Annotated in this window: 26 protein-coding genes; 11 read left to right on the forward strand and 15 right to left on the reverse strand. The window is 43.2% G+C overall.

The window, feature by feature from the left end; translation table 11 throughout:
* Positions 1 to 50 precede the first annotated feature (50 nt).
* The 3 genes from WH214_RS01065 to WH214_RS01075 are packed head-to-tail and all read right to left on the reverse strand — an operon-like array spanning position 51 to position 2,394.
* Positions 51 to 461, reverse strand: a complete 411-nt coding sequence (locus WH214_RS01065) for a GFA family protein (RefSeq protein ID WP_224467582.1) — start codon at positions 459 to 461, stop codon at positions 51 to 53.
* A gap of 58 nt (positions 462 to 519) precedes the next feature.
* The gene (locus tag WH214_RS01070) at positions 520 to 1,731 is read right to left on the reverse strand and encodes a TIGR03862 family flavoprotein (RefSeq protein ID WP_339421776.1); all 1,212 of its coding nucleotides are present in this window, start codon (positions 1,729 to 1,731) and stop codon (positions 520 to 522) included.
* 3 nt (positions 1,732 to 1,734) lie between these two features.
* Positions 1,735 to 2,394: an SAM-dependent methyltransferase gene (locus tag WH214_RS01075; RefSeq protein WP_339422955.1), complete on the reverse strand. Its 660-nt coding sequence runs from the start codon at positions 2,392 to 2,394 to the stop codon at positions 1,735 to 1,737.
* Between the two features lie 86 nt (positions 2,395 to 2,480).
* Here WH214_RS01075 and WH214_RS01080 point away from each other — a divergent pair, with 86 nt between their 5' ends.
* Positions 2,481 to 2,654 (forward strand): DNA gyrase inhibitor YacG, encoded by a 174-nt coding sequence (locus tag WH214_RS01080; RefSeq protein ID WP_004692619.1) that lies wholly within the window; start codon positions 2,481 to 2,483, stop codon positions 2,652 to 2,654.
* 396 nt (positions 2,655 to 3,050) lie between these two features.
* Here the strand turns inward: WH214_RS01080 and WH214_RS01085 are convergent, their stop codons facing one another.
* The 5 genes from WH214_RS01085 to WH214_RS01105 all read right to left on the reverse strand — a co-directional run bounded on the left by WH214_RS01085 (position 3,051) and on the right by WH214_RS01105 (position 7,485).
* Positions 3,051 to 3,695 carry an MBL fold metallo-hydrolase gene (locus WH214_RS01085; RefSeq protein WP_339421777.1) on the reverse strand — a complete coding sequence of 215 codons (645 nt, stop codon included), beginning with the start codon at positions 3,693 to 3,695 and terminating at the stop codon, positions 3,051 to 3,053.
* A 12-nt stretch (positions 3,696 to 3,707) separates the two neighbouring features.
* Positions 3,708 to 4,730 carry a ferrochelatase gene (hemH, locus tag WH214_RS01090; protein WP_339421778.1) on the reverse strand — a complete coding sequence of 341 codons (1,023 nt, stop codon included), beginning with the start codon at positions 4,728 to 4,730 and terminating at the stop codon, positions 3,708 to 3,710.
* A 69-nt stretch (positions 4,731 to 4,799) separates the two neighbouring features.
* Positions 4,800 to 5,825 carry a DUF4062 domain-containing protein gene (locus tag WH214_RS01095; protein WP_259233712.1) on the reverse strand — a complete coding sequence of 342 codons (1,026 nt, stop codon included), beginning with the start codon at positions 5,823 to 5,825 and terminating at the stop codon, positions 4,800 to 4,802.
* A 131-nt stretch (positions 5,826 to 5,956) separates the two neighbouring features.
* Positions 5,957 to 6,826, reverse strand: a complete 870-nt coding sequence (gene murI / locus WH214_RS01100; RefSeq protein ID WP_279693584.1) for a glutamate racemase — start codon at positions 6,824 to 6,826, stop codon at positions 5,957 to 5,959.
* A 47-nt stretch (positions 6,827 to 6,873) separates the two neighbouring features.
* Positions 6,874 to 7,485: a DUF1285 domain-containing protein gene (locus WH214_RS01105; RefSeq protein ID WP_339421779.1), complete on the reverse strand. Its 612-nt coding sequence runs from the start codon at positions 7,483 to 7,485 to the stop codon at positions 6,874 to 6,876.
* A 191-nt stretch (positions 7,486 to 7,676) separates the two neighbouring features.
* Between WH214_RS01105 and WH214_RS01110 the strand changes: the two genes are divergently transcribed.
* Positions 7,677 to 9,389 carry an electron transfer flavoprotein-ubiquinone oxidoreductase gene (locus tag WH214_RS01110; RefSeq protein ID WP_224467595.1) on the forward strand — a complete coding sequence of 571 codons (1,713 nt, stop codon included), beginning with the start codon at positions 7,677 to 7,679 and terminating at the stop codon, positions 9,387 to 9,389.
* Between the two features lie 153 nt (positions 9,390 to 9,542).
* Here WH214_RS01110 and WH214_RS01115 read toward each other — a convergent pair whose 3' ends face one another.
* Both WH214_RS01115 and tusA read right to left on the reverse strand, forming a co-directional pair.
* Entirely contained in the window at positions 9,543 to 10,070 is a 528-nt protein-coding gene (locus tag WH214_RS01115) for a hypothetical protein (protein ID WP_339421780.1), read from the reverse strand.
* Between the two features lie 72 nt (positions 10,071 to 10,142).
* Positions 10,143 to 10,400, reverse strand: a complete 258-nt coding sequence (gene tusA, locus WH214_RS01120) for a sulfurtransferase TusA (protein WP_004692640.1) — start codon at positions 10,398 to 10,400, stop codon at positions 10,143 to 10,145.
* Positions 10,401 to 10,612: 212 nt separating this feature from the next.
* Between tusA and WH214_RS01125 the strand changes: the two genes are divergently transcribed.
* On the forward strand, positions 10,613 to 11,452 hold the full coding sequence (locus tag WH214_RS01125; RefSeq protein WP_339992719.1) for an HlyC/CorC family transporter: 840 nt from the start codon (positions 10,613 to 10,615) through the stop codon (positions 11,450 to 11,452).
* Positions 11,449 to 13,008, forward strand: coding sequence for an apolipoprotein N-acyltransferase (lnt, locus tag WH214_RS01130; protein ID WP_339992720.1), 1,560 nt, complete (start codon positions 11,449 to 11,451; stop codon positions 13,006 to 13,008). Before WH214_RS01125 ends, lnt begins: the two co-directional genes overlap by 4 nt.
* A 66-nt stretch (positions 13,009 to 13,074) precedes the next feature.
* Here lnt and WH214_RS01135 read toward each other — a convergent pair whose 3' ends face one another.
* From WH214_RS01135 to gspF, 4 genes are all read right to left on the reverse strand, one after another.
* Entirely contained in the window at positions 13,075 to 13,413 is a 339-nt protein-coding gene (locus tag WH214_RS01135) for a tRNA-binding protein (protein ID WP_339421782.1), read from the reverse strand.
* Positions 13,414 to 13,573: 160 nt separating this feature from the next.
* Positions 13,574 to 13,909 (reverse strand): hypothetical protein, encoded by a 336-nt coding sequence (locus tag WH214_RS01140; protein ID WP_004978824.1) that lies wholly within the window; start codon positions 13,907 to 13,909, stop codon positions 13,574 to 13,576.
* A 283-nt stretch (positions 13,910 to 14,192) separates the two neighbouring features.
* Positions 14,193 to 14,630 carry a type II secretion system major pseudopilin GspG gene (gene gspG, locus WH214_RS01145; RefSeq protein ID WP_339421783.1) on the reverse strand — a complete coding sequence of 146 codons (438 nt, stop codon included), beginning with the start codon at positions 14,628 to 14,630 and terminating at the stop codon, positions 14,193 to 14,195.
* 33 nt (positions 14,631 to 14,663) lie between these two features.
* Positions 14,664 to 15,869 carry a type II secretion system inner membrane protein GspF gene (gene gspF / locus WH214_RS01150; RefSeq protein ID WP_004692652.1) on the reverse strand — a complete coding sequence of 402 codons (1,206 nt, stop codon included), beginning with the start codon at positions 15,867 to 15,869 and terminating at the stop codon, positions 14,664 to 14,666.
* 152 nt (positions 15,870 to 16,021) lie between these two features.
* Between gspF and WH214_RS01155 the strand changes: the two genes are divergently transcribed.
* The 7 genes from WH214_RS01155 to WH214_RS01185 all read left to right on the forward strand — a co-directional run bounded on the left by WH214_RS01155 (position 16,022) and on the right by WH214_RS01185 (position 23,543).
* Positions 16,022 to 18,244 (forward strand): primosomal protein N', encoded by a 2,223-nt coding sequence (locus WH214_RS01155; protein ID WP_339421784.1) that lies wholly within the window; start codon positions 16,022 to 16,024, stop codon positions 18,242 to 18,244.
* Positions 18,245 to 18,326: 82 nt separating this feature from the next.
* Positions 18,327 to 20,168, forward strand: coding sequence for a monovalent cation:proton antiporter-2 (CPA2) family protein (locus tag WH214_RS01160; protein ID WP_339421785.1), 1,842 nt, complete (start codon positions 18,327 to 18,329; stop codon positions 20,166 to 20,168).
* Positions 20,169 to 20,218: 50 nt separating this feature from the next.
* Positions 20,219 to 21,094, forward strand: a complete 876-nt coding sequence (hslO, locus tag WH214_RS01165; protein ID WP_339421786.1) for an Hsp33 family molecular chaperone HslO — start codon at positions 20,219 to 20,221, stop codon at positions 21,092 to 21,094.
* A gap of 199 nt (positions 21,095 to 21,293) precedes the next feature.
* Positions 21,294 to 21,746, forward strand: coding sequence for a DUF2147 domain-containing protein (locus WH214_RS01170; RefSeq protein WP_126038458.1), 453 nt, complete (start codon positions 21,294 to 21,296; stop codon positions 21,744 to 21,746).
* A gap of 143 nt (positions 21,747 to 21,889) precedes the next feature.
* Positions 21,890 to 22,843, forward strand: coding sequence for a DnaJ C-terminal domain-containing protein (locus WH214_RS01175; protein WP_339421787.1), 954 nt, complete (start codon positions 21,890 to 21,892; stop codon positions 22,841 to 22,843).
* Positions 22,844 to 22,853: 10 nt separating this feature from the next.
* On the forward strand, positions 22,854 to 23,210 hold the full coding sequence (locus WH214_RS01180; protein ID WP_004978810.1) for a chaperone modulator CbpM: 357 nt from the start codon (positions 22,854 to 22,856) through the stop codon (positions 23,208 to 23,210).
* A gap of 72 nt (positions 23,211 to 23,282) precedes the next feature.
* A complete protein-coding gene (locus WH214_RS01185; protein ID WP_004692664.1) occupies positions 23,283 to 23,543 on the forward strand; it encodes a YdcH family protein in 261 nt (86 codons plus the stop codon).
* A 120-nt stretch (positions 23,544 to 23,663) separates the two neighbouring features.
* Here the strand turns inward: WH214_RS01185 and WH214_RS01190 are convergent, their stop codons facing one another.
* Entirely contained in the window at positions 23,664 to 24,899 is a 1,236-nt protein-coding gene (locus tag WH214_RS01190; RefSeq protein ID WP_004692666.1) for a magnesium transporter CorA family protein, read from the reverse strand.
* Between the last annotated feature and the right edge of the window lie 64 nt (positions 24,900 to 24,963).

Here is a 24,963-nt window from a genome sequence, read left to right on the forward strand (position 1 = left end):
CAGACAAAGAAAAGGGATCCGATGATCCCTTTTACTTATATCTATTCTAACTATGGGCGTTCAGCATATTGTGGTAATGCATCACAAATGTTGTCCCACTCGGCTTGAGATGCCACAAAAATATGCTGCGTCGGCTTTTGCAGTAACGGGGTATCTAAAGTTCCGATCCGCAAACGGTAAAACTCAGGTGTTTCAGCTTTAATGCTGATAATCGGTGAACCACAGTTGCCACAGAAACAGCGCTCTGTGCCTGCACTCGACGCATATTTTTTCACAACGTCCTGACCAGAGGTCAGTTTGAAATCCGCCTTAGCAATCGGTGCATTGGTTGCATATGCCGTTCCATTGGCCTTGCGACATTTTTGACAATGGCATTGAATAATATCGCCAATCGGCCCATCAATTTGATAAGTCACTGCACCGCATAGGCAGCTGCCCACATACTGCTGAAGATCCGACATGATGATGTTCCTTAAATTTTTTATTCAAATTAGCACAGCTGATTTTCAGTTGCATCGCTTATGGCGAATTTTTTGCCACATTCAAATACTGCATCACACCCTCACCTGCGGCACGTCCTGTTGCAAAACATGCAGTGAGTAAGTAGCCCCCTGTGGGTGCATCCCAGTCCAACATTTCCCCACATAAAAAAACAGCGGGATTGGATTTTAATTGTAGCTGCGGGTTCAGGCCTTTACGGCGCACACCGCCAGCACAACTTATGGCTTCTTCAATCGGACGAAAACCAGTTAAAGGAATCTGTAATTGCTTCACCTGCTGAGCCAATTGTTCAGGGTGATTCCAGTGATCTTTTGCAACCAACTCTCGCACTAAACTCGCCTTAGCTGCATCTAAACCAGCTTTACGCCAAACATTACTTAACGACTGTTTTTTTGTGGGTTTCAGACGCACAGCCAATTCTTGTACCGTGACATCTGGCAGTAAATCAAGCGTTAACACTAAAGGTTGGAGCTGTTTTTGCTGCGCACGCAGCGCTCGACCTTGCTTATAGACCAAACCACTTTCTAGTCCATAATGGGTGATGACGATATCGCCCATACTTTTTTCCGCATCGCCCACCCATGCCGCGATACGTTTCAGTGGCTGCCCAAAGACGGGTTGCATATAGGTAGACCATTCATGTTCTACCCCAGCATTGCTGGCTTGAAAAGGCTCAATTTCATCGGCCTCCAACCAGTTTTGCCATGCGCCATCACTACCGAGCTGAGACCATGACACTGCTCCGCAAGCCAAGACGATCGCATCATAGTTCTGGCTGTGCACTTGATCACTAAGCAAAGTCTTGATTTCAAGTGTATGTTCTTTGAGGCTGAGGCATTGATGACGATAGTAAAACTTGACGCCTGACTCAACCAAGCGTTTCAACCATGCACGTAATAAAGGCGCGGCTTTCATTTCAATCGGGAAAATACGCCCAGACGTTCCGACATAGGACTCAATGCCTAAATCTTTCATCCATGCTTGAATCCAGTTGGCATCCCACTTACGAATCCAAGGCGCCAACCATTCGGCTTGATCATAACGACCAATAAACTGTTCCACAGGTTCTGCATGAGAAATATTTAGTCCTGTTTTACCCGCCATCAGGAACTTACGTGCAGCAGATGGTTTTTGTTCAAATACATCGACCTGAACATCATATTGGCTCAACACTTCTGCCGCCATCAAACCGGCTGGGCCCGCCCCAATAATTGCAATACGCTTTGGCATGATTTATTCAGCTTGATCTGAAGATTGCGCCTGTGGTTGCTGACCTTGCAGGGCCTGAAACGCATCAAAACGCGTGCAATAACCTTCAGGTTTCGTGATGATCAACTGTTGGCAGAGCTCGCCTCGTTCTAAATATTTAATTTCAAAATGCGTCCTCGCTGAGCTATCCGCAATGCGCTCTTTCACAAACGGTAACTTCCATACCTCAATCAACTGTTGCTGTGCTTCTTCGATATATTCAGGAATATTGCTAGCTAAAGTAATTTGTCCACCCACTTGTAAACGTGAAATCAGAAACTCAAAAAACGGCATATTCAACCAGCGCTGCGCAGGATTATGCGGTTCAGGGTTGGGATAGAGAATAAAGAACTGCTCAACCTGCTGCGGCCGCAAGGCATGCACCACCCAAGGCAGAGCATCGGCATGTACCAGCTGTAAATTCTGCTGACCTTCTAAGCCATGTTGTTTCTGCATTGCCACAAACTTTTCACGGGTACGCTCAACCGCAATCAGCTTTTTCTCAGGATGATTGGCCGTAAACAATAAAGCATGTTTACCCTTGCCCGCCCCAATTTCCACACACAGTGGATCAGGACTGATCATTTGAAAATCACGAGGCGCATGCATACGCTGGGCTTGAAATTGACGAATCGGCATAATCAGATCAAACTAAGAAAAAAACCGCATCAGTCTAACAACTGCCAACGTTTTTGCCTATTTCAATCCGAAAATTTTATCTGGAGTCGATCATGCCACACACTTTCCCTTGTCCCCGTTGTGGAGAAATGAGTCAATGGGAAGACAACGCCTTTCGTCCTTTTTGTTCTGAACGCTGCAAACTGATCGACTTAGGTGCATGGGCCAATGATGAATATCGCCTCCCAACGCAAGATGCACCGCAAGCAGAAAACTCAGAAGAATAATATGTTTAATTTCATGATATTTTTCATATTTTAAGAGAAATTGTTCATTATTTAATATCTTAATATTCGCTTAAAAGGATAATTCATCGACTATACTCCCCCCAAAATTGGTACATGCTCACAGCATGATCAAGTCACAAAAACAACATCCTAAAGGGGGATAAGATGAACATCCTGAGTAAGACTATTGTTTTAATTGGCGTTTTACTTGCGATCTGTCTATTCAGTTTTGGCATCTATATGCAAGATCTGTTGATCCTCTCGGTTGGATTATTAGTAGCCTTATTCTCCATCGTGTTGGCTCTAGAAACCCAACACATTTTGAATAATCCATTTCGCAAATAAAAAAGTCAGCAGCTGCTGACTTTTTTATTTTTTAATGAGACCTCAAAGCGTTTAGCCTGCTTTTCCTGCCACAAAAGGGTTATGTTGTTTTTCAAAACCAATGGTACTGATTGGACCATGTCCTGAAATGAACTGCGTCTCATCGGGTAAGCTAAAGCATTCACGCTGAATAGAGTCAATCAACTGCTGATGATTGCCACGCGGGAAGTCGGTACGACCAATGGAGCCTTTAAACAACACATCGCCGGTCCAAAGCAGACCATAGTTTTTGTTATAAAACATCACATGACCCGGGGTATGTCCAGGGGCAAAACGTACTTCAAACTCTTCATTGCCCAGTTTAAGGACTTCACCACCTTCTAGCCATGTCGTGACATCTACCTTTTCAGGAATAGGAAAACCATAACGCTGCGAGACTTCTTGGATCATATCCAACCAAAAGGCATCTTCTTTATGCGGGCCAATCACAGGGACATCCCACAGTTTTTTTAATACCCCGACTGCTCCAGCATGATCTAAATGCCCGTGCGTTAACCACAGCGCTTTTACCGTCAAACCCAACGCTTCGATTTCTGCTTTAAGTTTCTCAGGCTCTCCACCTGCATCAATTAAAATTGCTTCTTTACTGTCACTGTCCCAGACAATAGAACAGTTCTGCTGAAATGCCGTTACAGGCACAATTTTAACTTGCAACATAGCGTATCAACCTCAATTCGTTTTGCTGGCTAATGTCTGTTTTAAGGCATCAAGATTAGCCTGAACCAGCGTATTGAGCAATTGCAAATGATCTCCTCGGCTGTTCAAGGCTGGAATATATTGATACCGTTCTCCACCTTGAGACAAAAACAATTCAGCATTCTGAATCGCCAGTTCCTCTAAAGTTTCTAAGCAATCCGCTGAAAATGCAGGACTCATAATTTGTACCGATTTCACCCCCTGCGCCGCCCATTCGGTCAGTAAGACATCGGTATAAGGTTTCACCCACTCTTGTTTGCCAAAGCGGGATTGGAAACTGATTGCCCATTCATCTTTCGCTAGGCCCAATTCGGCCGCCACCAACTGCCCTGTGATACGGCAACGGTCGGCATAGGGATCGCCTTTATCTGCATAAGGCTGTGGAATACCATGAAAAGACATTAACAGCTTTTCAGTCACCCCATGTTCAGCACGGAAATCGCGCACACTTTGCGCTAAAGCCTGAATGTATAACGGGTGCTGATAATAATCGCGAATAATACTCAGCCCTGGCAAATTACGCTGCTTTGGAATCCACTTCGCGAAAGCATCATATAAAGGCGCGCTGGATGTTGCAGAGTACTGCGGAAACAAAGGAAAAAGGACGATGTGATCTTGCGGCCTTTGACTCAACTCAGCAAGTAAAGGCTGAATGCCTGGATTACCATAGGTCATCGCAGGGACGATATTCAGCTCAAACTCAGGGTATTGCAAAATCAACTGCTGTTGTAACGCGGCCACTTGAGTCAGCAAAATTTCTCGCATTGGAGAATCACTCCCCCACACCATGGCATAAGCATGGGCAACGCGTTTCGGGCGAAACGGCAAAATAAATAAACGGAGAATAATTTGCCAAAGCGGTTTGGGAATTTCAATCACCCGCTGGTCTGATAAAAACTGATCCAAAAAGCGACGCACTGCTGAAGCCGTCGGTGCATCAGGCGTTCCCAAATTTGCCAAAATAACAGTAACTTTTGCTTTTGTTGCAGTAGACATTCAGCCCTCGTGGCTCGTTTTCGAATGTCTCTACTGTAACAGTTTTCAGTTCATTATCTAAATGGATAACTACGAAGATTGAAATTGAAAAGGCCGATCCTTTTCCAATAAATTGCTATCCAAAAGTTTAGTCGCCTTCGGGGTCAACTGCCAAAGCATGCGCTGACGATCATCTCGACCCGACTGAACAATCCAATCATTTTGACGCATTTGCATTTTGATGCTGTGCAAAGCACGAATATTAATTTGCGAGCGTGCAACAGCATGGGCACGAGGCATTTCTAGACGCGCATCATTCAAACCAGTTTCGTTTAAATACTCATTTATGCGTTTGGAGAAATACTCTTCAGGAGTTGGGTGAATAAAGGTTGTCCCCAAAACAGAGAGTAATTGCGCCCAAGTCATCTGCTTTTGAATTTTCAGCTCTTTGAAGTTGCCATCTTGATAGGCATGCATCCGATAATCAAAAGCAAAAAATTCATGCATAGCCACTTTGGGTAAAGACAAAAATGGATCGACTTCACGTTTACCCACTTCAGTTTCCAATTGCACCAATTTGGCTTTGAGTTTATCTATTTCGTCATGCAACACTTGAGTATTCTGCGGACGTACCCAACCGGACACAGGATAGCGCTCTAGCATTTGCGTCATATTCAAGCGAACGGCCATTTCCAAGTCACGCATGGTGCGATAAGTGAAAACCTGATCGACTTCGTTTTGGAGTAGTTTTCTAAACTCTTTGAATTTTTCACGCAGCTCAGCTTTGTCGTCATGTAAACATAACTCACGGGCATCAGGATCATCATGCATAAATACAATAATCGGCTTTTGTTTGGTGACCGCATAAATGTATTCAAGGTGCATATATCCCACCCCTGACACGGACTGTTCGCCATATTTGCTGCCCAGCAACAATATGACATAGTCACAGTCATCGATCTGACGGCGTGCAAAAGCCGTTGAAAGTGGTGTCCGTTGTTCCAATCCCCAAGAAAAAAATCCCATGCCCACTAAAGTTTGGGCCAAAATGATCCGCTCTGGTTGCATCTCACTTCCAGAGGTAGTTATAAACACTTGATAACGCTTATCGAGCATCGGTTATCCTCATTATTCTTCGCAGCATCCCATCCCCCAAATTCCATTAGATAGACACTGTGACTAACTCAAGCATATTAGGTTGCAATTTTTGACTATATATCAAAATACTCGACTTATTTGTTTAAAAATTAATCAGATATGTTTGAAATAGTCCAATTTAGTTCTGGTTCAAGCAAAAGTTGTAAGATAGGTCTCAAACTTTCTGCATTATTTCCACTGACATAACATTCAATTCGAACATCACCATCATGATTTTGTTCAAATAATAACTCATTTTTGATTAAAATACGGGCTGTTTGTCGTGCAACTGCCAGTCCAGAGTCAATTAATGTCAGTTTCTGACCAAAAATAGATTGTATCGCTATTTTCAAAAAAGGGTAATGGGTACAGCCTAAAACTAAGTAATCTGCACCCTGATCAACAACCGGTTGTAAAATATCTTTTAACGTGGCTAAACATGCCGCACTCATCTGCGCGCCGCTCTCAACAAAAGGCACTAAATCTAAGCAGGTCACTGGAATCACCGTGACTCCCGAAGGCTGTGCGAATTTATCAACGACGTCTTTAATCAACTGCCCGCGAAAGGTCGCAGGAGTGGCTAGAACAGCCACGGTTTTGGATTTGCTTTGCAATACCGCAGGTTTTAGGGCAGGAACAAGGCCGATAATCGGGAAGTTGTCGCCATAGTGCTCGCGTAAATAATCCAAACTAAAGGCTGAAGCGGTATTACAGGCCACAACTGCAACTTTACAGCCTTTGCGGTAAAGCCACTCAATCGCTTGCGCAGTCAATTCTCGAATATTTTGATCATCGCGCGGCCCATAAGGCACATGTGCGGTATCGGCAAAATAAATGAATCGTTCATGTGGTAAATGCTTGGCAATTTCTTGAGCGATGGATAAACCGCCTATTCCCGAATCAAATATCCCGATTGGCGCATTAGCTGTCGCTTTTGGCATGGGGTTGATCAGAGGAAATAAGGGCTGAATGGCACTCATGAGAACTCGTTGCAGTATAAAGTTAAAAGATCAATCAAGCTTAAACCTCAGGTGCCTAATTGCAATAGCAAATCACCACTTTGTAAGCACAGTTTGACCTGACCCTCCGCATCGTCGCTTAGCTCACCCATTTCCACCAAATGAAAAAAAGCCGCACGTTGAATCAGTGCATTGATGCCAAAGCGAACATGCACATAAGGGCGTAGCTCCCCTTGGAAGGCACGCATAAAAATGGGATGGTCTTCATCAACAATCACCACATCCTGTGTGGTCGTGGTCAGTTGTAAGTAGATTTTTCCTGCAATTTCGACTTGATCAACCTGATTGACAAATAAAGGCTCATCTTCAACCTCGATTTCAATCTGCTCGACTGGGGTTTTGAGATAAAACTTATCTTCTTCTTTCCAAAGTACCGTTGCAAACAGCTCAATCATGGCTGGACGTTTGATCAATTGACCTTCGTGCCACCATTCTCCATTGGCTAAAACCTTCAAATCCATTGCGCCACAATGCTTTGGGTGCCATTGATCTAAAGGGGGGATTGACCTTTTGTGACCGGACTGTCCATCTTTTATGTATTGTGCAATATCGGTTAAGTTTTTATTATCAGCAATAGCTACTTTTTTCGTCGGATTTGCTGAGTTGTGCTGCTTATCCATAAAATTCATGCCTGTCTGACGGAAAAATAATATGATTCAGCCAATTGGCTAGAACTCGGTTTAAACCTATACTAGCTCACAATATAAAAGACACGATGATAAATTTTGTGTCTGGGAACTAAGAACACTCATGGCAGCACCGTTCTTTGAGTCAAAACGGTTGCCACCTTTAACCATATGAGGAGTCCTACATGGAACACATCGAACGTGAATCGATGGAGTTTGACGTAGTCATCGTTGGCGCAGGCCCTGCTGGCCTTTCTGCTGCGATTAAAATTCGTCAACTTGCAATTGAAAACAACCTTAATGATCTGTCCGTTTGTGTCGTAGAAAAAGGCTCTGAAGTTGGTGCGCATATCCTTTCAGGTGCTGTGCTCGAACCGCGTGCGATCAATGAGTTGTTCCCAAACTGGAAAGAAGAAGGTGCGCCTTTAAATGTTCCAGTAACTGAAGATAAAACGTATTTCCTAATGTCTGCTGAAAAGTCACAAGAAGCGCCGCATTGGATGGTTCCTAAAACCATGCATAATGATGGCAACTATGTGATTTCACTTGGTAACGTGGTGCGTTGGTTAGGTCAAAAAGCTGAAGAATTAGAAGTGTCTATTTTCCCAGGTTTTGCTGCATCTGAAATTCTTTATCATGCTGATGGTACGGTTAAAGGTATCCAAACCGGTGATATGGGGATTGGTAAAGATGGTGAACCAACACATAACTTTACGCCGGGCTATGAACTACATGCCAAATACACGATTTTTGCGGAAGGCTGTCGTGGTCATTTAGGTAAACGCCTGATTGCCAAGTTTGATCTCGATAAAGATGCAGACCCTCAACACTATGGTATCGGCATCAAAGAACTGTGGGAAATTGACCCTGCAAAACACAAACCAGGTTTGGTGATGCACGGTGCAGGTTGGCCTCTAGCTGAAACAGGTTCTTCTGGTGGTTGGTGGCTATATCACGCTGAAAACAACCAAGTCACTTTGGGTATGATCGTGGATTTATCTTACGAAAACCCACACATGTATCCATTTGCAGAAATGCAGCGTTGGAAAACGCATCCACTGATTAAGCAATATCTTGAAGGTGGTAAGCGTATTTCTTATGGCGCACGTGCTGTGGTCAAAGGTGGTTTAAACTCACTGCCGAAGTTTACCTTCCCAGGTGGCTCTTTAATTGGTGATGATGCAGGCTTCCTAAACTTTGCTAAAATTAAAGGCTCACATACGGCCATGAAATCGGGCATGTTGTGTGGTGAGGCAGTATTCGAAGCGATTCAAGCAGGCGTTGAAAAAGGTGGTGATCTTGCCATTGCACGTGTGCTTGAAGGTGAAGACTTCTTTGCAAAAGAGTTAACCGCTTACACAGACAAGTTCAACAACAGTTGGTTAAAAGAAGAGTTATATCGTTCTCGTAACTTTGGCCCAGCAATGCACAAATTTGGCACATTCGGTGGTGGTGCATTTAACTTCATCGATCAAAATGTATTTAAGGTCCCGTTTACACTGCATGACTTAGTGCCTGACTTCAGTACACTGAAAACTGTAGATGCAGCAACAGTGAAACCGAACTATCCAAAACCAGATGGCAAGTTGACCTTTGACCGTTTATCTTCAGTATTTGTATCGAATACGGTACATGAAGAAAATCAGCCAGCACACTTGAAACTGACCGATGCTTCTATTCCTGTAAATGTAAACCTACCAAAATGGGACGAGCCAGCTCAGCGCTACTGCCCTGCTGGTGTTTATGAAATTATGGAAGAGAACGATGGTTCGAAGCGTTTCCAAATTAACGCGGCTAACTGTGTGCACTGTAAAACGTGTGATATTAAAGATCCATCTCAGAACATTACTTGGGTAACTCCTGAGGGTGGTGGTGGTCCGAATTACCCAAATATGTAATTCCTTACGACACGGCAAAGCGGTTGCTTTGCTAACCGTGTCTCATACCCGAACATGTAATGTTAAAACGGGCTTGCGCTGAGGCGCATTTCCGAGCAAGTAATCGCTTTTAGATTAAAAAAATCCCTTCAGTATTGAAGGGATTTTTTTTAATTAATAGGCATCTGACTTTTTGCTAAAAACCATCACCGTTGGCCCTATCGCGGTATGTCCAACCCCATGATCTTGATAAATTTCAATCCGATAATCGGCACACTGATAGACATATTTATTTTCAGCTTGTTTCCAGCCGTTTTGCGCCACCTGAAAGCGTTTTAATACTCGACTTTTAAAAACATCTAAATCGGTTTCATACGTCGCAAGTGGCCCATCTAGAAAACTTAAACTGTATGAAATAATCATTTTAGAATGCGGATCGTAACGAATATGCTGAACCCAGCTCACACCAGCTTTTTTAATTTGTGTATCTACACCTTGTGCAAATTCAAACTGATAATTATCGCCCCCTAAAATAACCGTTTTTGCGGTGGGATGATGCTGTTGAAATTCACGAATATGCTGTCCAATTTTTAAACCTGCAACATTCATCGTGCCTACAGGAACTTCACAAGATTTTGCCCAAGAAATTGAATAAAATAATGCAAAAATATGAGCCCATAAGAACACATTTATTCTTTTCATTCTGATTTCCTTGGATGAACTTGATTTCTTTTTCTTTACTCAAGTACATTTTAAAAGGCTAAGACAAATGTCCTAACCCTTTTTAACTAAATAATGAAATTCTTTATTGCCATTTTCGTCTAAGCGCTCTTCTTGCAGCAAAAGTTCATGCCCAAGATGCATACAAAATTTCGGAATATCCCATGAAGTGGAGTTGTCCGTTGCAAACACCTCCACTACATCTCCCGATTTAGACTTGCGAATGGCTTGATGCAACATCATCACAGGCTCAGGACAGCGTAAACCACGGGTGTTTAATTGGATGCTTGGGCTCACTTCCAAATCAGACATATACAAACTCAAAAATTTAAAAACTTGCCAATTTTAACACAACTGCCCATTTCGCATATCTGTTTGCATAGCTTGATGGCAGATGAACCTCGTATTTAAAAGTATTGATCTAATCATTCATGCAATCCTTGCTTAATTACAATAGACAACTGTGTTTTCTACGGTATGATAAAATTAAGTTTTTTAGATATTAAGCGTCTTTAGGAAAGATCATGCACGAGGAATCAGGCCCGTCGTGGGGAATGCGTGGCTTACGCAAATGGTTAGGTACCGCGCCAGAAACTCGCGATGAACTGTTAAAGTTAGTTCAAGATTCACGTCGTTTTTTAGAACCCGACACTGTTGCGATGTTAGAAGGCGTATTAGATCTTCCAGCAACCAAAGTCCGCGAGGTCATGACACCGCGTACATCGATGATCAGCCTACAAGAAGATGATGAGTTACTCGACATTTTGCATACTCTGGTTGAGTCAGCACATTCGCGTTTCCCTGTCTTTTCATCAGATCAACCAGACAATGTCGTGGGCATTTTATTAGCCAAAGACTTATTGCCTTTTTTGACTGAACCAAACAATAAAGTGGATATACGTGCGCTGATGCGTCAACCTTTATATGTCCCTGAAAGCGCACGCTCAGACCAAGTGCTTCGCATGTTGAAAAATACCCAAACGCACATTGCGGTGGTGATTGATGAATATGGCACGACCTCAGGTTTAGTGACGTTAGAAGATATTTTGGAAGAGATCGTCGGTGAAATTGAAGATCAACACGACAAGATCGATGAGGAAGCTGAATATATTATTCCCGATAATGACCCAACGACCGCAAATACGTGGCTGGTTCAAGCACTTACACCAATCGAACACTTTAACAATCTTTTAGATGCAGACTTTTCTGATGATGAGGTTGAAACTGTGGGCGGTTTATTGCTTCAAGAAATTGGTTTAGTGAGTGATTTACAAGGTCAGGTGATTGATCTTGAAAATTGGGAATTTACCATTGTAGAAGCAGATGCACGTTCTATTCATCTGATTCGAGCCGTTCGTAAATGAGAGCTTACTTTGACAAACTGTTAACCCCCAATCCACAACAAAAACAGTTACCTTTAATTTATGCACTTTTAATTGCCTTATTTTCAGGGGCGGTCTTTAGTTTTGCACTCGCCCCTTATCATTATTGGTGGTTGGCAATCTTATCCCCTGCACTGCTCTATGCCACTTTACGCAGGCGCAGTGCAAAACAGGCCTTTGGTATTGGTTGGGCCTATGGTTTTGGCCTCTGGTTCGTGGGGGCTTTTTGGCTCTACACTTCCATCCATGTCTATGGCGATACCAATAGTGCCTTAAGTATCGGTATGATCGGCATTATGGCCTTGGTCATGGGCTTATTCACGGCTGTCCAAAGCTTTATTTACCGCCGTTTTTTCCCTGAAACGCCACTAACCTTCGCTCCGCTTTGGGTGCTTTTTGAATGGGCAAAAACCTGGGTCTTCACAGGCTTCCCATGGCTGTTTGCAGGCTATGCCTTTACAGAACGTTTACTGGATGGGTATGCGCCATTATTTGGTATCTTCGGGGTATCGTTTGTAGTCTTGGTGTTGGCCTGCGCACTGGTCGAAGTTTTAAACCGTCGCGTCTTCTGGGTCATCCCCTCTGCTTTATTGGTGCTCGGCGCATGGGGCGCATCAAAAATTGAATTCGTCTCCGCAAAAAATACACCACCATTATCGGTTTCTTTAATTCAGGGCAATATCCCACAAGACTTAAAATGGCTCACTGAGTATCAACTGAAAACACTTGGAATCTATGCGGATTTAACCAAAACAGAATGGGGACGAGACCTCATTGTTTGGCCTGAATCCTCTATTCCGATGTTCCAGAGTGATATCGAACCCTTTTTAGTTGCAATGACGGCACAGGCCAAGAAAACCACCACGGCGTGGGTCACCGGTATTCCATACTGGGATATTTCAGGCTCTGAAGCGGCAGGTCGACCACTGTACTACAACAGTATTATGGCCAATGGTGCTGAAGCCGAAGGACTCTATAAAAAGCAACGTTTAGTGCCTTTTGGTGAATATATTCCACTATCTGGTTTACTGAAATGGGTGTTGCCTGCCATGCAGAATGATCCGTCGATGAGTGGTTTTTCACGTGGCGAACAACAGCAACAACCGCTTTCTATTCATCAGCAGCACTTAGGCGCGGCCATTTGCTATGAAGTGGCTTATCCGAACTTGACGCGTCGTAATGCCAGCCAAAGTGATTTCTTGGTGACAGTTTCCAATGATGCATGGTTTACAGGAACCGCAGGCCCTTTACAGCATTTACAGATGGTTCAAATGCGTGCCAAAGAAAATGGACGCTGGTTTATCCGTGCCACTAATACAGGCGTGACGGCGTTTATTGACCATCAAGGGCATATCGTAAAACGTGCCCCACAAGATGTGGCAACCGTGCTTCGCGGCGAACTGCCTGCTATGCAAGGTCAAACGCTGTATACCCGTTTAAGTGACTGGCCAATTTTAGGTTTCTCAGTCTTTTTACTGATCTTGGGCTGGATCTATCGTCCACGTAAAGTCGATGTATCGTTTAAGTCTCGTCGATAGTTGCTATTGTTAGATCAGATTGTTCCAAAGAAAACCCCAAGCTGAGCTTGGGGTTTTCTTTTTCAATTATAGTAGCTTGGTACCTACTGGAACATCTGTATCAGGCACACACAGCACCACGCCTGCATCTGAATCATGAAAGCCTGTCACTAAGCACTCAGACTGGATGGGACCAATTTGTTTGTTTGGAAAGTTAACCACCGCCACTACCAATTTACCCAATAACAGTTCAGGTTGATAACGCTCAGTAATCTGCGCACTCGATTTCTTAATGCCAATTTCATGGCCAAAGTCGACATGTAAAATATAAGCGGGCTTACGTGCTTGCTCAAAGACTTCGGCCTGAATAATACGCCCGACTCGGAGCTCTACTTTTAAAAAATCCGTCCAATCAATCTGTTCCATATTTCACTCTATATTTATATTTTTTACAGTATAGGGAGCGAACACTAGGATTATATACAACGAAACAGACAAGCGATCCTATCTTTCCGCCATTCTTCATGACGCAATAAAAAACCGAGCGTATGTGCTCGGTTTTTTATCACAACTATGAATGTCAGTATTAAATTTGACTGACCAAATAGGACACCATACCAGCTAAAAAGAGCATCGGGGTATAACGGTAGAACATGACCACTTTTTGTTCTAATGCTGTAATCTGTACTTGATCGAGTGTGAGTACGGTTGCTTTTAACGCAGACCAAAAGCTCAAAACCGCCCATGTGCTGAACAGACTGATTGCAAAGAAACCCACCATAATTTGGCTGCTGCCTTCAGTCGACTGCCAGACACTTAAAACACCTTGAGCAACAGGAAGCATACTCAAAATCAAAAGAACAGATTTGAGCATCGACCAATGGAATTGACTCATTTCATCCAACAAGGTTAATGCTTTCATTCTATTCTCCTCAGGCAAATCAGTTGCCATTGAGAACATTATGCAAGGATTTAAATAAATAAAAAGCCTATTTTTATCCATAATTTACATTATTTGTAATCAATAAATATGGGAATAATTATTATTATAAATCTCAGCTGATGCTTATTATATTTAATATTTTAAAATCATAATCTTAGATATTAATTTTAAATTAAGATGTATTATCATTACAGTCCACATTGACATAACCTATGCACTGTAATGATATATTCAATTAAACCCAATATATAATAATTCTCAATTAAGGTTGATACTGAATATCAGCACCGGTTTCTTCACCACCTTGCTGTCCATCTGCGCCAAAAGAATATAAATCAAATGGTCGTCCATCAGTCCCAGGTGCAACATATTGAATGTCATTGTCCCAACTGTCTTTCGGATATCCACCTTTCACATAACCGCCGGGCAACCAATTTTTTGCAGACTCAGGCTTATTCACCAAAGCGTCGAGTCCACCCTCTTGCATCGAAGGATATTTACCATTATCCAATTTATATTGATCCAATGCCGCAGCAACCCCTTTAAGGGTAATGACAGTGGTATCAACTTTGGCTTTTTCACTGCGTCCCATCACATTGGGTACAATTAAGGCTGCCAACACACCTAAAATAACAATCACCACCATGACTTCAATTAAGGTAAAGCCTGAAGCTTGGCGTCTATAGATTTTTGATTGCATGTGAATTTTCTCTTCCATCTTATATTTTTAAAATTAAATCATATTGTTCATGTTGACGATCGGCAGCATCACGGCGATCACAATCACCAAGACAATGCTTGCCATCAGAACCAACATCAGTGGTTCAAGTAAAGCCAGCAAGGTCGATATAAGCGTTGTCACTTCTCGGTCTTGCATGGTCGATGCGCGCTCCAACATCCGATCCAATTCACCCGACGTTTCACCACTTTTAATCATTTGTACCATCATCGGTGGGAAATAACCACTGCGCTCCAGCTGGGTCGCAAGGTTCCCGCCTTCAGTCACTTTTTCTGCGGCATGATTGACCGCATCGCGAATCACCCAGTTATTACTCACCGCCGCGCCAATTTTTAATGCATCCACCAAGGGCACACCAGACTGGGTCAAAATCGATAAGGTACTGGCAAAACGTGCGGCATTTATACCACGTGAAAGTTTACCGAATAATGGCAATTTGAGCGTTAAACGATCAAAGGCATAATGCCCTGCGGTGGTTCTTAAAAATCGCAGTAATAAGCCGATACCGAGTACACTGCCCACCAATAAAAATGGCCATGCCACTCGAATAAAATCACTGGCTTTCATCAAGGCAACCGTAATCCATGGCAAGGCATCTTTACTTTGATCAAAGGTTTTGACAATGTCAGGCACCACATAGGTCATAAGTCCCATCACGATGGCAAAAGACATCAGCATTAAAATAATCGGGTAAATCATCGCGCCTTGGATTTTCTTTTGCATTGCAAAACGATTTTCGGTGTAGTCTGCCAGCTGATCTAAAATTAAGTCTAAATGTCCTGAACGTTCGCCAGCGGCAATCGTAGCAATGTACAACTCTGGAAAACGTCCCGATTGCTGTAAGCCTTGCGCCAATGAGTGGCCTTCCAATACTTTAGAACGCACTGACATCAATAGATTTTGTACATGTGCTTTTTCTGACTGCTTTCCGACCGCACGAATGGCTTCTTCCAGAGGAATGGCCGCCGCCACAAGTACAGAAAGTTGACGTGTCAATAAAGCCAAATCATAGGCGGTAATTTGTTTTTGAAACCATGTTTTACTGCTGTGCTTATCTTTTTGTTCAACAGGATCAACCGAGACTGGAATCAGCGCTTTATCACGAAGTTGTTGCCGAATTTGACGTGCTGAATCCCCTTCGAGCACGCCTTTTTGCTGCTTTCCTGCGGCATCGAGTGCGGTAAATTGATATGCTGGCATGTTTACGCTTTCTAATTGTCCATTTAGTCATTTGGCGCTGTTGCATGTCGGCACCAAAATCATTCATATTCTAAGTTATAAATTATGTCATCACTCTAACACAACTCATTCATCGCACAACGACAATTTCATCAGGACAGTTTGAGCTTTTTATGCCAGAAAATACACTTTCCACCACACCAAGCTACCGTATTCGTGTGGCTGTTCCCGTTTATCTATATGACTGTTTTGACTATAGTTTAACGGCTGAACAATACCACCAAGCTGAAGTGGGTGCACGTGTGGCTGTCTCATTTGGTCGCCAAAATGTGGTCGGTGTCATTGTTGAGAAACTCACTGATGAGAAACCACTCGATTTAGGCTTTAAACTTAAAGCCATAACTGAGTTGCTCGATGACAGCGCTATTCTAGATGCTAAAGTTTTAAGTTTATTGACATGGTCAGCGCAATATTACCAATTTCCCATTGGGGAAGTGATGCATGCTGCTTTACCCAGCTTTTTACGCCAAGGTAAACCCTATAATTTACTGGCGCGAATGTGGAAGCTGATCGATGATCATGCCGAAGACAAATTGAAGCGTTCTGAAAAACAACAAGATGCCTATAAAATTTTAAAGCTGCATCCCACAGGAACTTCTGAAAACATTTTAAATTTGGCAGGCATTGAAACTGCGACCTTAAAAGCCTTAGAAAAAAAGCAAATCACCCAGTGCATACTTGAAGCTCAAGACTTTAAACCGCAAGCCATGACACTGGCGCAAATGCCTCTCACGCCCAATGATGAACAAAAGCGAGCCATTCAAAACATTCTCAAAGCTCGTCATAGCTACCATGCTTTCTTACTGGATGGTTTAACCGGTAGTGGGAAAACTGAAGTCTATTTACAAGTCATGCAAGAGATTTTAAAACAAGGCAAACAGGTCTTGGTATTAGTGCCTGAAATTGGTCTCACCCCACAAACAGTGAGCCGTTTTCAGTCACGTTTTCACTGTCATATTGCACTACTACATTCAGGTTTAAATGATTCTAAGCGCCTGCAAGCTTGGCAAAGTGCACAAACGGGAAAAGCTTCGATTGTGATTGGGACTCGTTCTGCCATCTATACGCCCCTTCCTCATTTGGGTTTGATTGTTTTAGATGAAGAACATGATCTATCTTTCAAGCAACAAGAAGGCTTCCGCTACCACGCTCGTGATGTGGCTTTATACCGTGCACATTTAGAAAACTGTCCGATTATCCTCGGTTCTGCAACGCCAAGTATCGACAGTTATGCATTGGTTGAACAAGGTAAAATGACCCGTTTGGAGTTGGACCAACGTGCAGGTGTGGCCGTGATGCCGAAAATGCATGTGATCGATCTGAAAGTGGCACAAAAACAAAATGGCATTAGCCAACAGCTGATTCATGAAGTACAAAAGCGCTTAGACAAAAAAGAACAGGTGCTGATTTTTTTAAACCGTCGCGGCTATGCGCCTGTGTTGATTTGTGAAAGTTGTGGCTGGCAGGCGAAGTGCCCCCACTGCGATGCCAATTTTACCGTGCATCGACAGCCCTACCAGCATTTGCACTGTCACCACTGCGGCACCATCCACCGCATGCCTGAACACTGCCCGCAATGTCAGCATAATGAACTGAAACCAATTGGTTTAGGCACCGCAAAAGTTGAAGAAAACCTACAAGCACTGTTCCCCAACTTTGACGTAATTCGGGTTGATCGTGACTCGACCAGTCGGGTCGGCAGCTGGCAAAAAATCTATAACAAGATTCAGAAAAGTGAACCCATCATTTTGCTCGGCACCCAAATGCTGGCCAAAGGACATCACTTTCCTTATGTGACTTTGGTGGCGATTTTAGACATCGACTCAGGCTTACTCAGTGTTGACTTTCGTGCCACAGAACGTACTGCACAGCTCATCATCCAAGTCGCTGGACGTGCTGGGCGTGGCGAGAAAAAAGGCGAAGTCTATTTACAAACTCTACGTCCAGATCATCCTTTGCTGAATACCCTGCTAGAGTCGGGCTATCGCAGCTTTGCCAAGCAAACGCTGAAAGAGCGTAAAGCTGCATGGATGCCACCTTATCGCTATGCGGCTTTATTGCGCTGTGAATCCAAAGACCAAGAGCTAAATCAAAACTTTTTACAAGAGCATGCGCAAGCACTGCGCCAAGCCTCAGAAAACAGTATTGATATTTGGGGACCGATTCCTGCGCCGATGGAGCGTAAAGCAGGCCGCTATCAAGCGCATATGGTACTCCTGTCCAAAGACCGTGGGCGGATGCATTTTTATATTCGTCAGTGGTGGCAAAATGTCTGGCATAACAAACCACATGGTATGAAATTGAGCCTTGATATTGATCCACAAGAGTTAAGTTAAGACTTGACGTGAATAAGGTTTAGACCTGAGTCGCGGTGTCCCTTAAACTTCCAACATAAAGAAAAAAATTTAGGACAGGGCAATGTCTCTACTGCTTCAAATCACCCTCTTTTTGGCTGCGGCACTGATGATCGTTCCGTTGGCCAAACGGCTGGGGATTGCCACGGTACTCGGCTATTTATTCACGGGTATCTTACTCGGTCCCAGTGTATTAAATGTCGTCCATGACCCTGAAGACATTCATAAACTCGCTGAGTACGGCGTGATTTTCTTGATGTTCATTATTGGACTAGAACTTCGCCCACAACGTTTATGGGAAATGCGTAAATCCATTTTTGTGATGGGCAGTTTACAAGTAACACTCTGCGGCGTGCTACTGGCGTGCATCGTCTTTTTTGCCCTGCAACAGCAGATTGCGGCCAGTGTTGTGATTGGTTTTGCCCTTGCCCTTTCTTCTACCGCTTTTGTGCTACAGCTTTTAAGCGAAAAACAGCAGCTCAATACCACTTTTGGTCAGCAGTCTTTTTCTATTTTACTCTTCCAAGATATCGCTGCGATTCCGCTGATTGCGATTATCCCCCTTCTTGCGGGAACAAACTCAACCCATCATGGCATTGCCTACTTTGCAGCGATTGTTTCTACCTTTACAGGCTTGTTTTTATTTAGCCGCTACCTCATGCGCCCTTTTTTCCGCTTTGTGGCTAAAAGTGGCGCGCACGAACTGATTACTGCAGTCGGTTTGTTTATTGTCTTAGGCGTAGTCGCGCTGATGGATGTCTTAGGCATCAGTACCACCTTGGGCGCATTTTTAACTGGGGTACTTCTAGCTGACTCTGAATTCCGTCATGAACTGGAAGCCAGTATTGCACCATTTAAAGGTCTACTTCTCGGTCTATTTTTTATGACCGTCGGGATGAGCACGCAAGTTTCGCTCCTGTGGGAAAGCCCAAGTCTGATTATTGGCGGTGCGTTATTGCTGATGTTGGTCAAACTACTGGCCTTAACGGCCATCGCTCGCTACTTCGAGTTTTCATGGCGCAATAGTTTGATGCTGGCCACCTGTTTGGCACAAGGCGGTGAGTTTGCTTTTGTGGTGCTCAATGTTGCCATGAGTGAACACGTGATTACGCAGGCCATTTTAGAGCCGATCAATTTGATCGTGACATTGTCGATGATTCTGACGCCTATTCTGTACTGGCTGATGAGTTCGTGGGTGGTGCCACTATTCGAAAAAGAAACCACACCCGTCTATGATGAGATTCCTGAACAGCATAACCCGATGATCATTGCTGGCTTTGGCCGTGTCGGACAAATTGTGGCGCGTTTGGTTCACTTACAACACCAAACCTTCACAGCGATTGATAGCAATATCGACAAGGTTGATTTCGTTCGCAACTATGGCGGTAAACTCTACTATGGTGATGCCACTCAACCCGATATCCTGCGTGCAGCAGGTATAGAACATGCCAAAGTGTTTGTGTTAGCCATTGATGATATTGAAGACTCGATGAATGTGGCACGCCATATCCGGCTCAATTATCCAGATTTAAACTTGCTGGTCCGTGCCCGCGATCGACATCATGTACATTTACTACGTGACTTAGGGGTGGAACATATTTGGCGTGAAACCTATTTATCGTCTTTAGGGATGGCCTATTTTGCCCTGCGTAATTTAGGCATTGCAGAACAAGATGCCTATAAGAGCATTGAGTTATTTCGCGATTATGATGAAAAACTGCTCGCGCAGCAGCAAAGTATTTATAACGATGAACAGAAGGTGTATGAAACACATCGGAATGCTCTGGCCGAATTAGAACACTTATTTGAAAGTGATACCCAATTACGCCAAAGCCCTGTGGGTGTTGACCTACAACGTGAGTTACAACATGACCGAATAGATGTAACACGGGATGAAGTAAAATGACTTGTGTTTTACAATATCGTCACCATTAAGACAGGATATTGGAGAAATTTATGTCTGATTTGCGTCAACGCTTTTATATTGAAGATAGTCCTGTTCGTGGTGAAGTGGTTCATCTAGAAGAAACCCTACAAACCATCTTGGCGCAGCGTGATTATGCACCTGCAGTCCAAGTGCTGTTAGGTGAAATGCTCAGTGCCACGGCATTACTTGCCAGTACTTTAAAAATTAAAGGCCGTATTAGTTTACAAATTCAGGCTTCAGGTAGTTTCAAATGGGCCATGGCTGAATGTAATCACCTTGGTGAAGTGCGTGCCTTGGCGGATTATGAAACGGATTCACGCTTTAATGCTGCTGACAGCAGCAGTACGGTATTGAGCACCCTCATTAGCCCTGTACTATTTATTAATATTGAGCCAGAATTTGGTGAGCGTTATCAAGGGATTGTGGCTTTAGACAAGCCAAATCTTGCAGGTTGTTTAATGCAGTATTATGACCTATCTGCCCAAATTCCAACGCGTATCGTTTTGGCCAGTTCAGCCCAACGTGCTGGCGGTTTACTCATTCAGCTGTTACCACGTAACAGTGAAGAGGAACAAGAACGTGTTGATCAAGACTTATGGCCACGCCTGACCATGTTGACTGAAACGCTCAAAATCGAAGAGTTAACCGATTTAGAATCCAGTGAAATTCTTTACCGTTTATACAACGAAGAAGAAGTACGCTTGCCTGAAGTTGAAGTACTGAAATTTGGCTGTACCTGTTCTAAAGAACGTTGTGCTCAAGCGCTTGAACAAATTGGCGCCGAAGCCGTTCGTGAAACGCTAGAACATCAAAACCCGATTACCATGGACTGCCAGTTCTGTAACACGCAATACAGCTTTAGTGCAGAAGAAGCCTTAGGTTTATTTGGTGAACACTTAAGCTAAGCACGTCATGTGCAATAAAAAAAGAGCAGCTGAACTGCTCTTTTTTTATGCCTTTGTTCTCATAAAAATAAGATAATTCAAATGATTCATCACTTTTATTCATAGATATTTCACTGGTCACACCGCTTAAATTTCGTTATAAATAAACCCATAATTTTTATATGTCTTTATTTTTCTCTTCCATTGGGGTTTTATCATCATGAAATTTTCTTGCAGTCTTTTCGTACTCAGCAGTTTATGTGCCTTCTCCAGTTTTGCAGCAACTGATCCTTTGGTCGGAAAATGGAAAACTATCGATGATAAAACAGGATACTCTCTCAGTGACGTCATGATTGAAAAAGACAAAAACAATAGCTATAAAGCAGTCATCGTAAGTACGCGTGAAATTCCAGGTGCGGTAAAAATAGAAAACTGTAGCAAGTGTGATGGGGTCAATAAAAATCAACCCATCGTCGGCATGACAACGCTCAGCCATTTGCAGTTAGACAATGCCAAAGATTCGACCTATAGCCATGGACAGTTCCTCGACCCTTTCACAGGGCTACGTTATGACGCATATGCACGACTCAGCAACAATGGTAAGCACTTACGAATTCGAGGAACGTCGACCGAAAATGGCGGTGGGCGCAACATCACATGGGTCAAATATTAAGTATCCCTCATCCATCAAAGCCCCTTTCATCGGGGCTTTTTTCTTGTCATGTTTTGAAACAATAAGGAACATATCTTTACTGTTGAAATCTGCTGAAAGGCTGAATAATGATTAAAACTTAATCAATTTATTTAATCTTATTTATGCCGAAGAACCATTATGAAATACTCGGTTTAACGCGAGATGCGACCGCCGAACAAATTAAAAAAGCCTATCGAAAATTGGCACGTAAGTATCATCCCGATGTCAGTAAGGAGCCTGATGCTGAAGCGCGGATGCAAGAATTGAATGTCGCCTATGACACCTTAAGTGATGAAACGAAAAAAGCAGAATATGACTTTGAACTCGATCATCCACAAGGCTCACAGCAATTCAACCCCAATGCAGACTTTGGCGGTTTTGAAGAAGCATTTCGAAATGCCCAAGGCGGACAACAGGCACATGATTTTTCAGGATTTGAAGACTTATTTGGGCGTTTTGGTTCAGGTTTTGGAGGATCAAACTATCAATATCAACGCCAAAATAGCTCACGCCATAAAGGCGAAGACCAACATGCGCGTTTAGAGGTCGATCTTGAGGTTGGATTCCACGGTACCACCCAAACCATTACCTTACAGATTCCCACTTTAAATGCCTATAGTGAAGCAGAAATTCAGCGTAAAACGCTGGAAGTTAAAATCCCTAAAGGCATGAAAGAAGGGCAACAAATTCGCTTAAGTGGTCAAGGACAGTCGGGTATTCAGGGCGGTGAAAATGGCGACCTGTATATCGAAATTTATTACAAAGATACGGAGACCACACGCGTTGAAGGAGTTGATGTCTATCACCAACTCAACATTAGTCCTTGGGAAGCTGCTTTGGGGCAAAGCATCACCGCCGCACTACCCAATGGTCGGACATTACAAATTCAAATTCCGAAAAATGCCAAAACGGGGCAGCAACTCCGTTTAAAAGATCAGGGGATTCCAGCCAAAACGGCAGGACATTTATATTTAATTTTAAACATTGTTCAACCTCCTGCGCAGAGTGAGCAAGAACAGCAAGCCTACCAAGCCTTTGCTGAAGCCTTCCCTCACTTTAAGCCGCGTCAGTCTTAAGGAGAAAATTATGACGACTATTCAATATCGTGAAATTATTTTAGACGGATGTCGACACGCTGAAATTGTTGATGAACAACATAGCTTTGATTTAAAGCATTTTGCTGAAGCCTGCGGACAAAGTCCTGAATGGGTTTTACAGCTGTTGGAATATGACATTCTGCCTAACCGACCCGATAACCGCATTCACCAATTTTTTGGTGATGATGTCTCACGTGCACGGCGAGCCTATCGCTTACAACGTGACTTTGATGCCAGCTTTACTGCAGTCGCAATGATGCTGGATTTGATTGAGGAAGTTCAAAAACTTCGTCGTGAAGTAAAACATTTACATCTCACTGACCCAGTTCAAACGACTCAACACTAGTTCTATAAAGAAAGATTGGCGCATGCCTTTCTTTCTTTTTTTATTTTTGAATAAGAGGATTAGACGGCAACCATGAAACTCAAAGTTTGTAATAAAAAGACTAAGCTCATGTTTCCTGAATACCGAGACATGATTCAACAGCTTAGAGAAGACAATCCGCATTTTTCTAAAATGTTTGACGACCATGAAGCTCTCGATCAGGAAATTTGTTTACTCGAACAAGACCCTGTCAGGATTCATCGTGGAGAGATTGAGCCCCTCAAACGCAAAAAGTTGTTCATTAAAGATCAGCTTTATCGGATTTTAAAAGGAGCCCAGTTAAAAACTTCTTAAATTAAATCTCCCTGCGACGCCCATATATCCGAATAATAAATTGAACAAGGATAGCGTCAGCATGTAAAGAAACACCTTAAAGCCCATTTGCTTTAATGGTCTATGTGGAAAATCACCGAATTATTTTAATTTGGTGATTTTCTCTAAATCTTTGATGGTGCCCTTCACCGTTTGCTTGATCGGCTCATAATCGATGAACCAAAATAAATTCATATGTTGATCCGCATGCTGCTGTGCCAACATATCGATGACACTTTTTTCGCCACGCCCAACCAAATGACGTCGATAAAAATAATACAGTAAAATCAATGTCGTCATTAACATGATACCCAACATGATCCAAAATCCTGTTGGAGACTTCAGCCCCGGAATAAACTCAAAGTTCATACCATACACGCCTGTCAGTAAGGTCAATGGCGCAAAAATTGCGGTAATAATGGCTAAAATCCGCATATTTTCATTAGTTTGATTGGCAATGGCAGAAAAATGCAAATCGATAGCTGCTTGCACTGCATTTCTCAAACGAATGGTATGCTTTTGAATACGTTCAATATGACTGGTTAAATCATCGACACGTACCAGCATGATGTCTTGTTTTTCGCTACGCTTTTTCCCTTTCAAGTGCGAATAATTATCGACAATTTCATCACGCAATTCCTGCAAAGTCTCAATTTGTTCTTCACACAAGTTTTCCACTTGTTGGAAAGCCATATTCTCTTGCAACAGTTGATGCCACTTGGTAAAACGGCGATGCCCTTGTAAAAGCTCTTGCTGCCAAAACTCCACTCGACGTGTCAGCGGAACACGTAAATCGAGATAACCATCCACCATGTTATTGAGGAGTCTCAAGGTCAAATCTAAAGGCGTTGCAGGTAGTTTTCGGGGTTTATTATGTTCTTCAATCGGACGGCTCAACACCGTTTCCATACGCTGAATATAGCTTTCAACTTCTTTATTGCCCTGCTCTCTAACCGTAATCAAGACTTGCGGCGTGAGCATAAAGCTAATCGGGGTCGTCGCCAGACCAAAAACCCGTTCATGTTTTTCAGTCGCTTGCGTATCAAGCTTGATTTGGTCATCGGGTGTGATCAACTTACGAAAGATCAGCAAGTCATAATCTTCCAAAGTGTCAAAGGCACAAGGATGTTCTAAATTTAGAATGTCACGCAGATGATATTCATTCATCCACAGTCCCGTTGCCGCATAAATGTCCTGCTGCCAATGTTCTGCCCGATTGACCACATCGTCACGGCTACACTCCACCCAAATAAACTCGGCTTCCTGCTCTGCAATCGGCTGTTTCTGCACATAAGTATGCTGTGCGGTGGGATGTTGATAGAAATAATAGCTTTGCATATCTCATTTATTATTGTCTGTCTTAGCCAGCATGATGCCATAAAAAAAGCCCTGAGCAAGCCAA

Origin of the sequence: Acinetobacter sp. MYb191 (assembly GCF_037572605.1) — a bacterium.
GTDB classification, from domain to species: domain Bacteria; phylum Pseudomonadota; class Gammaproteobacteria; order Pseudomonadales; family Moraxellaceae; genus Acinetobacter; species Acinetobacter johnsonii.

Coding starts and splice junctions, on each gene's coding strand:
- WH214_RS01065 (WP_224467582.1), bottom strand. CDS start 461: ATGTCGGATCTTCAGCAGTATGTGGGCAGCTGCCTATGCGGTGCAGTG.
- WH214_RS01070 (WP_339421776.1), bottom strand. CDS start 1,731: ATGCCAAAGCGTATTGCAATTATTGGGGCGGGCCCAGCCGGTTTGATG.
- WH214_RS01080 (WP_004692619.1), top strand. CDS start 2,481: ATGCCACACACTTTCCCTTGTCCCCGTTGTGGAGAAATGAGTCAATGG.
- WH214_RS01085 (WP_339421777.1), bottom strand. CDS start 3,695: ATGTTGCAAGTTAAAATTGTGCCTGTAACGGCATTTCAGCAGAACTGT.
- hemH (WP_339421778.1), bottom strand. CDS start 4,730: ATGTCTACTGCAACAAAAGCAAAAGTTACTGTTATTTTGGCAAATTTG.
- WH214_RS01095 (WP_259233712.1), bottom strand. CDS start 5,825: ATGCTCGATAAGCGTTATCAAGTGTTTATAACTACCTCTGGAAGTGAG.
- murI (WP_279693584.1), bottom strand. CDS start 6,826: ATGAGTGCCATTCAGCCCTTATTTCCTCTGATCAACCCCATGCCAAAA.
- WH214_RS01105 (WP_339421779.1), bottom strand. CDS start 7,485: ATGGATAAGCAGCACAACTCAGCAAATCCGACGAAAAAAGTAGCTATT.
- WH214_RS01110 (WP_224467595.1), top strand. CDS start 7,677: ATGGAACACATCGAACGTGAATCGATGGAGTTTGACGTAGTCATCGTT.
- WH214_RS01115 (WP_339421780.1), bottom strand. CDS start 10,070: ATGAAAAGAATAAATGTGTTCTTATGGGCTCATATTTTTGCATTATTT.
- tusA (WP_004692640.1), bottom strand. CDS start 10,400: ATGTCTGATTTGGAAGTGAGCCCAAGCATCCAATTAAACACCCGTGGT.
- WH214_RS01125 (WP_339992719.1), top strand. CDS start 10,613: ATGCACGAGGAATCAGGCCCGTCGTGGGGAATGCGTGGCTTACGCAAA.
- lnt (WP_339992720.1), top strand. CDS start 11,449: ATGAGAGCTTACTTTGACAAACTGTTAACCCCCAATCCACAACAAAAA.
- WH214_RS01135 (WP_339421782.1), bottom strand. CDS start 13,413: ATGGAACAGATTGATTGGACGGATTTTTTAAAAGTAGAGCTCCGAGTC.
- WH214_RS01140 (WP_004978824.1), bottom strand. CDS start 13,909: ATGAAAGCATTAACCTTGTTGGATGAAATGAGTCAATTCCATTGGTCG.
- gspG (WP_339421783.1), bottom strand. CDS start 14,630: ATGCAATCAAAAATCTATAGACGCCAAGCTTCAGGCTTTACCTTAATT.
- gspF (WP_004692652.1), bottom strand. CDS start 15,869: ATGCCAGCATATCAATTTACCGCACTCGATGCCGCAGGAAAGCAGCAA.
- WH214_RS01155 (WP_339421784.1), top strand. CDS start 16,022: ATGCCAGAAAATACACTTTCCACCACACCAAGCTACCGTATTCGTGTG.
- WH214_RS01160 (WP_339421785.1), top strand. CDS start 18,327: ATGTCTCTACTGCTTCAAATCACCCTCTTTTTGGCTGCGGCACTGATG.
- hslO (WP_339421786.1), top strand. CDS start 20,219: ATGTCTGATTTGCGTCAACGCTTTTATATTGAAGATAGTCCTGTTCGT.
- WH214_RS01170 (WP_126038458.1), top strand. CDS start 21,294: ATGAAATTTTCTTGCAGTCTTTTCGTACTCAGCAGTTTATGTGCCTTC.
- WH214_RS01175 (WP_339421787.1), top strand. CDS start 21,890: ATGCCGAAGAACCATTATGAAATACTCGGTTTAACGCGAGATGCGACC.
- WH214_RS01180 (WP_004978810.1), top strand. CDS start 22,854: ATGACGACTATTCAATATCGTGAAATTATTTTAGACGGATGTCGACAC.
- WH214_RS01185 (WP_004692664.1), top strand. CDS start 23,283: ATGAAACTCAAAGTTTGTAATAAAAAGACTAAGCTCATGTTTCCTGAA.
- WH214_RS01190 (WP_004692666.1), bottom strand. CDS start 24,899: ATGCAAAGCTATTATTTCTATCAACATCCCACCGCACAGCATACTTAT.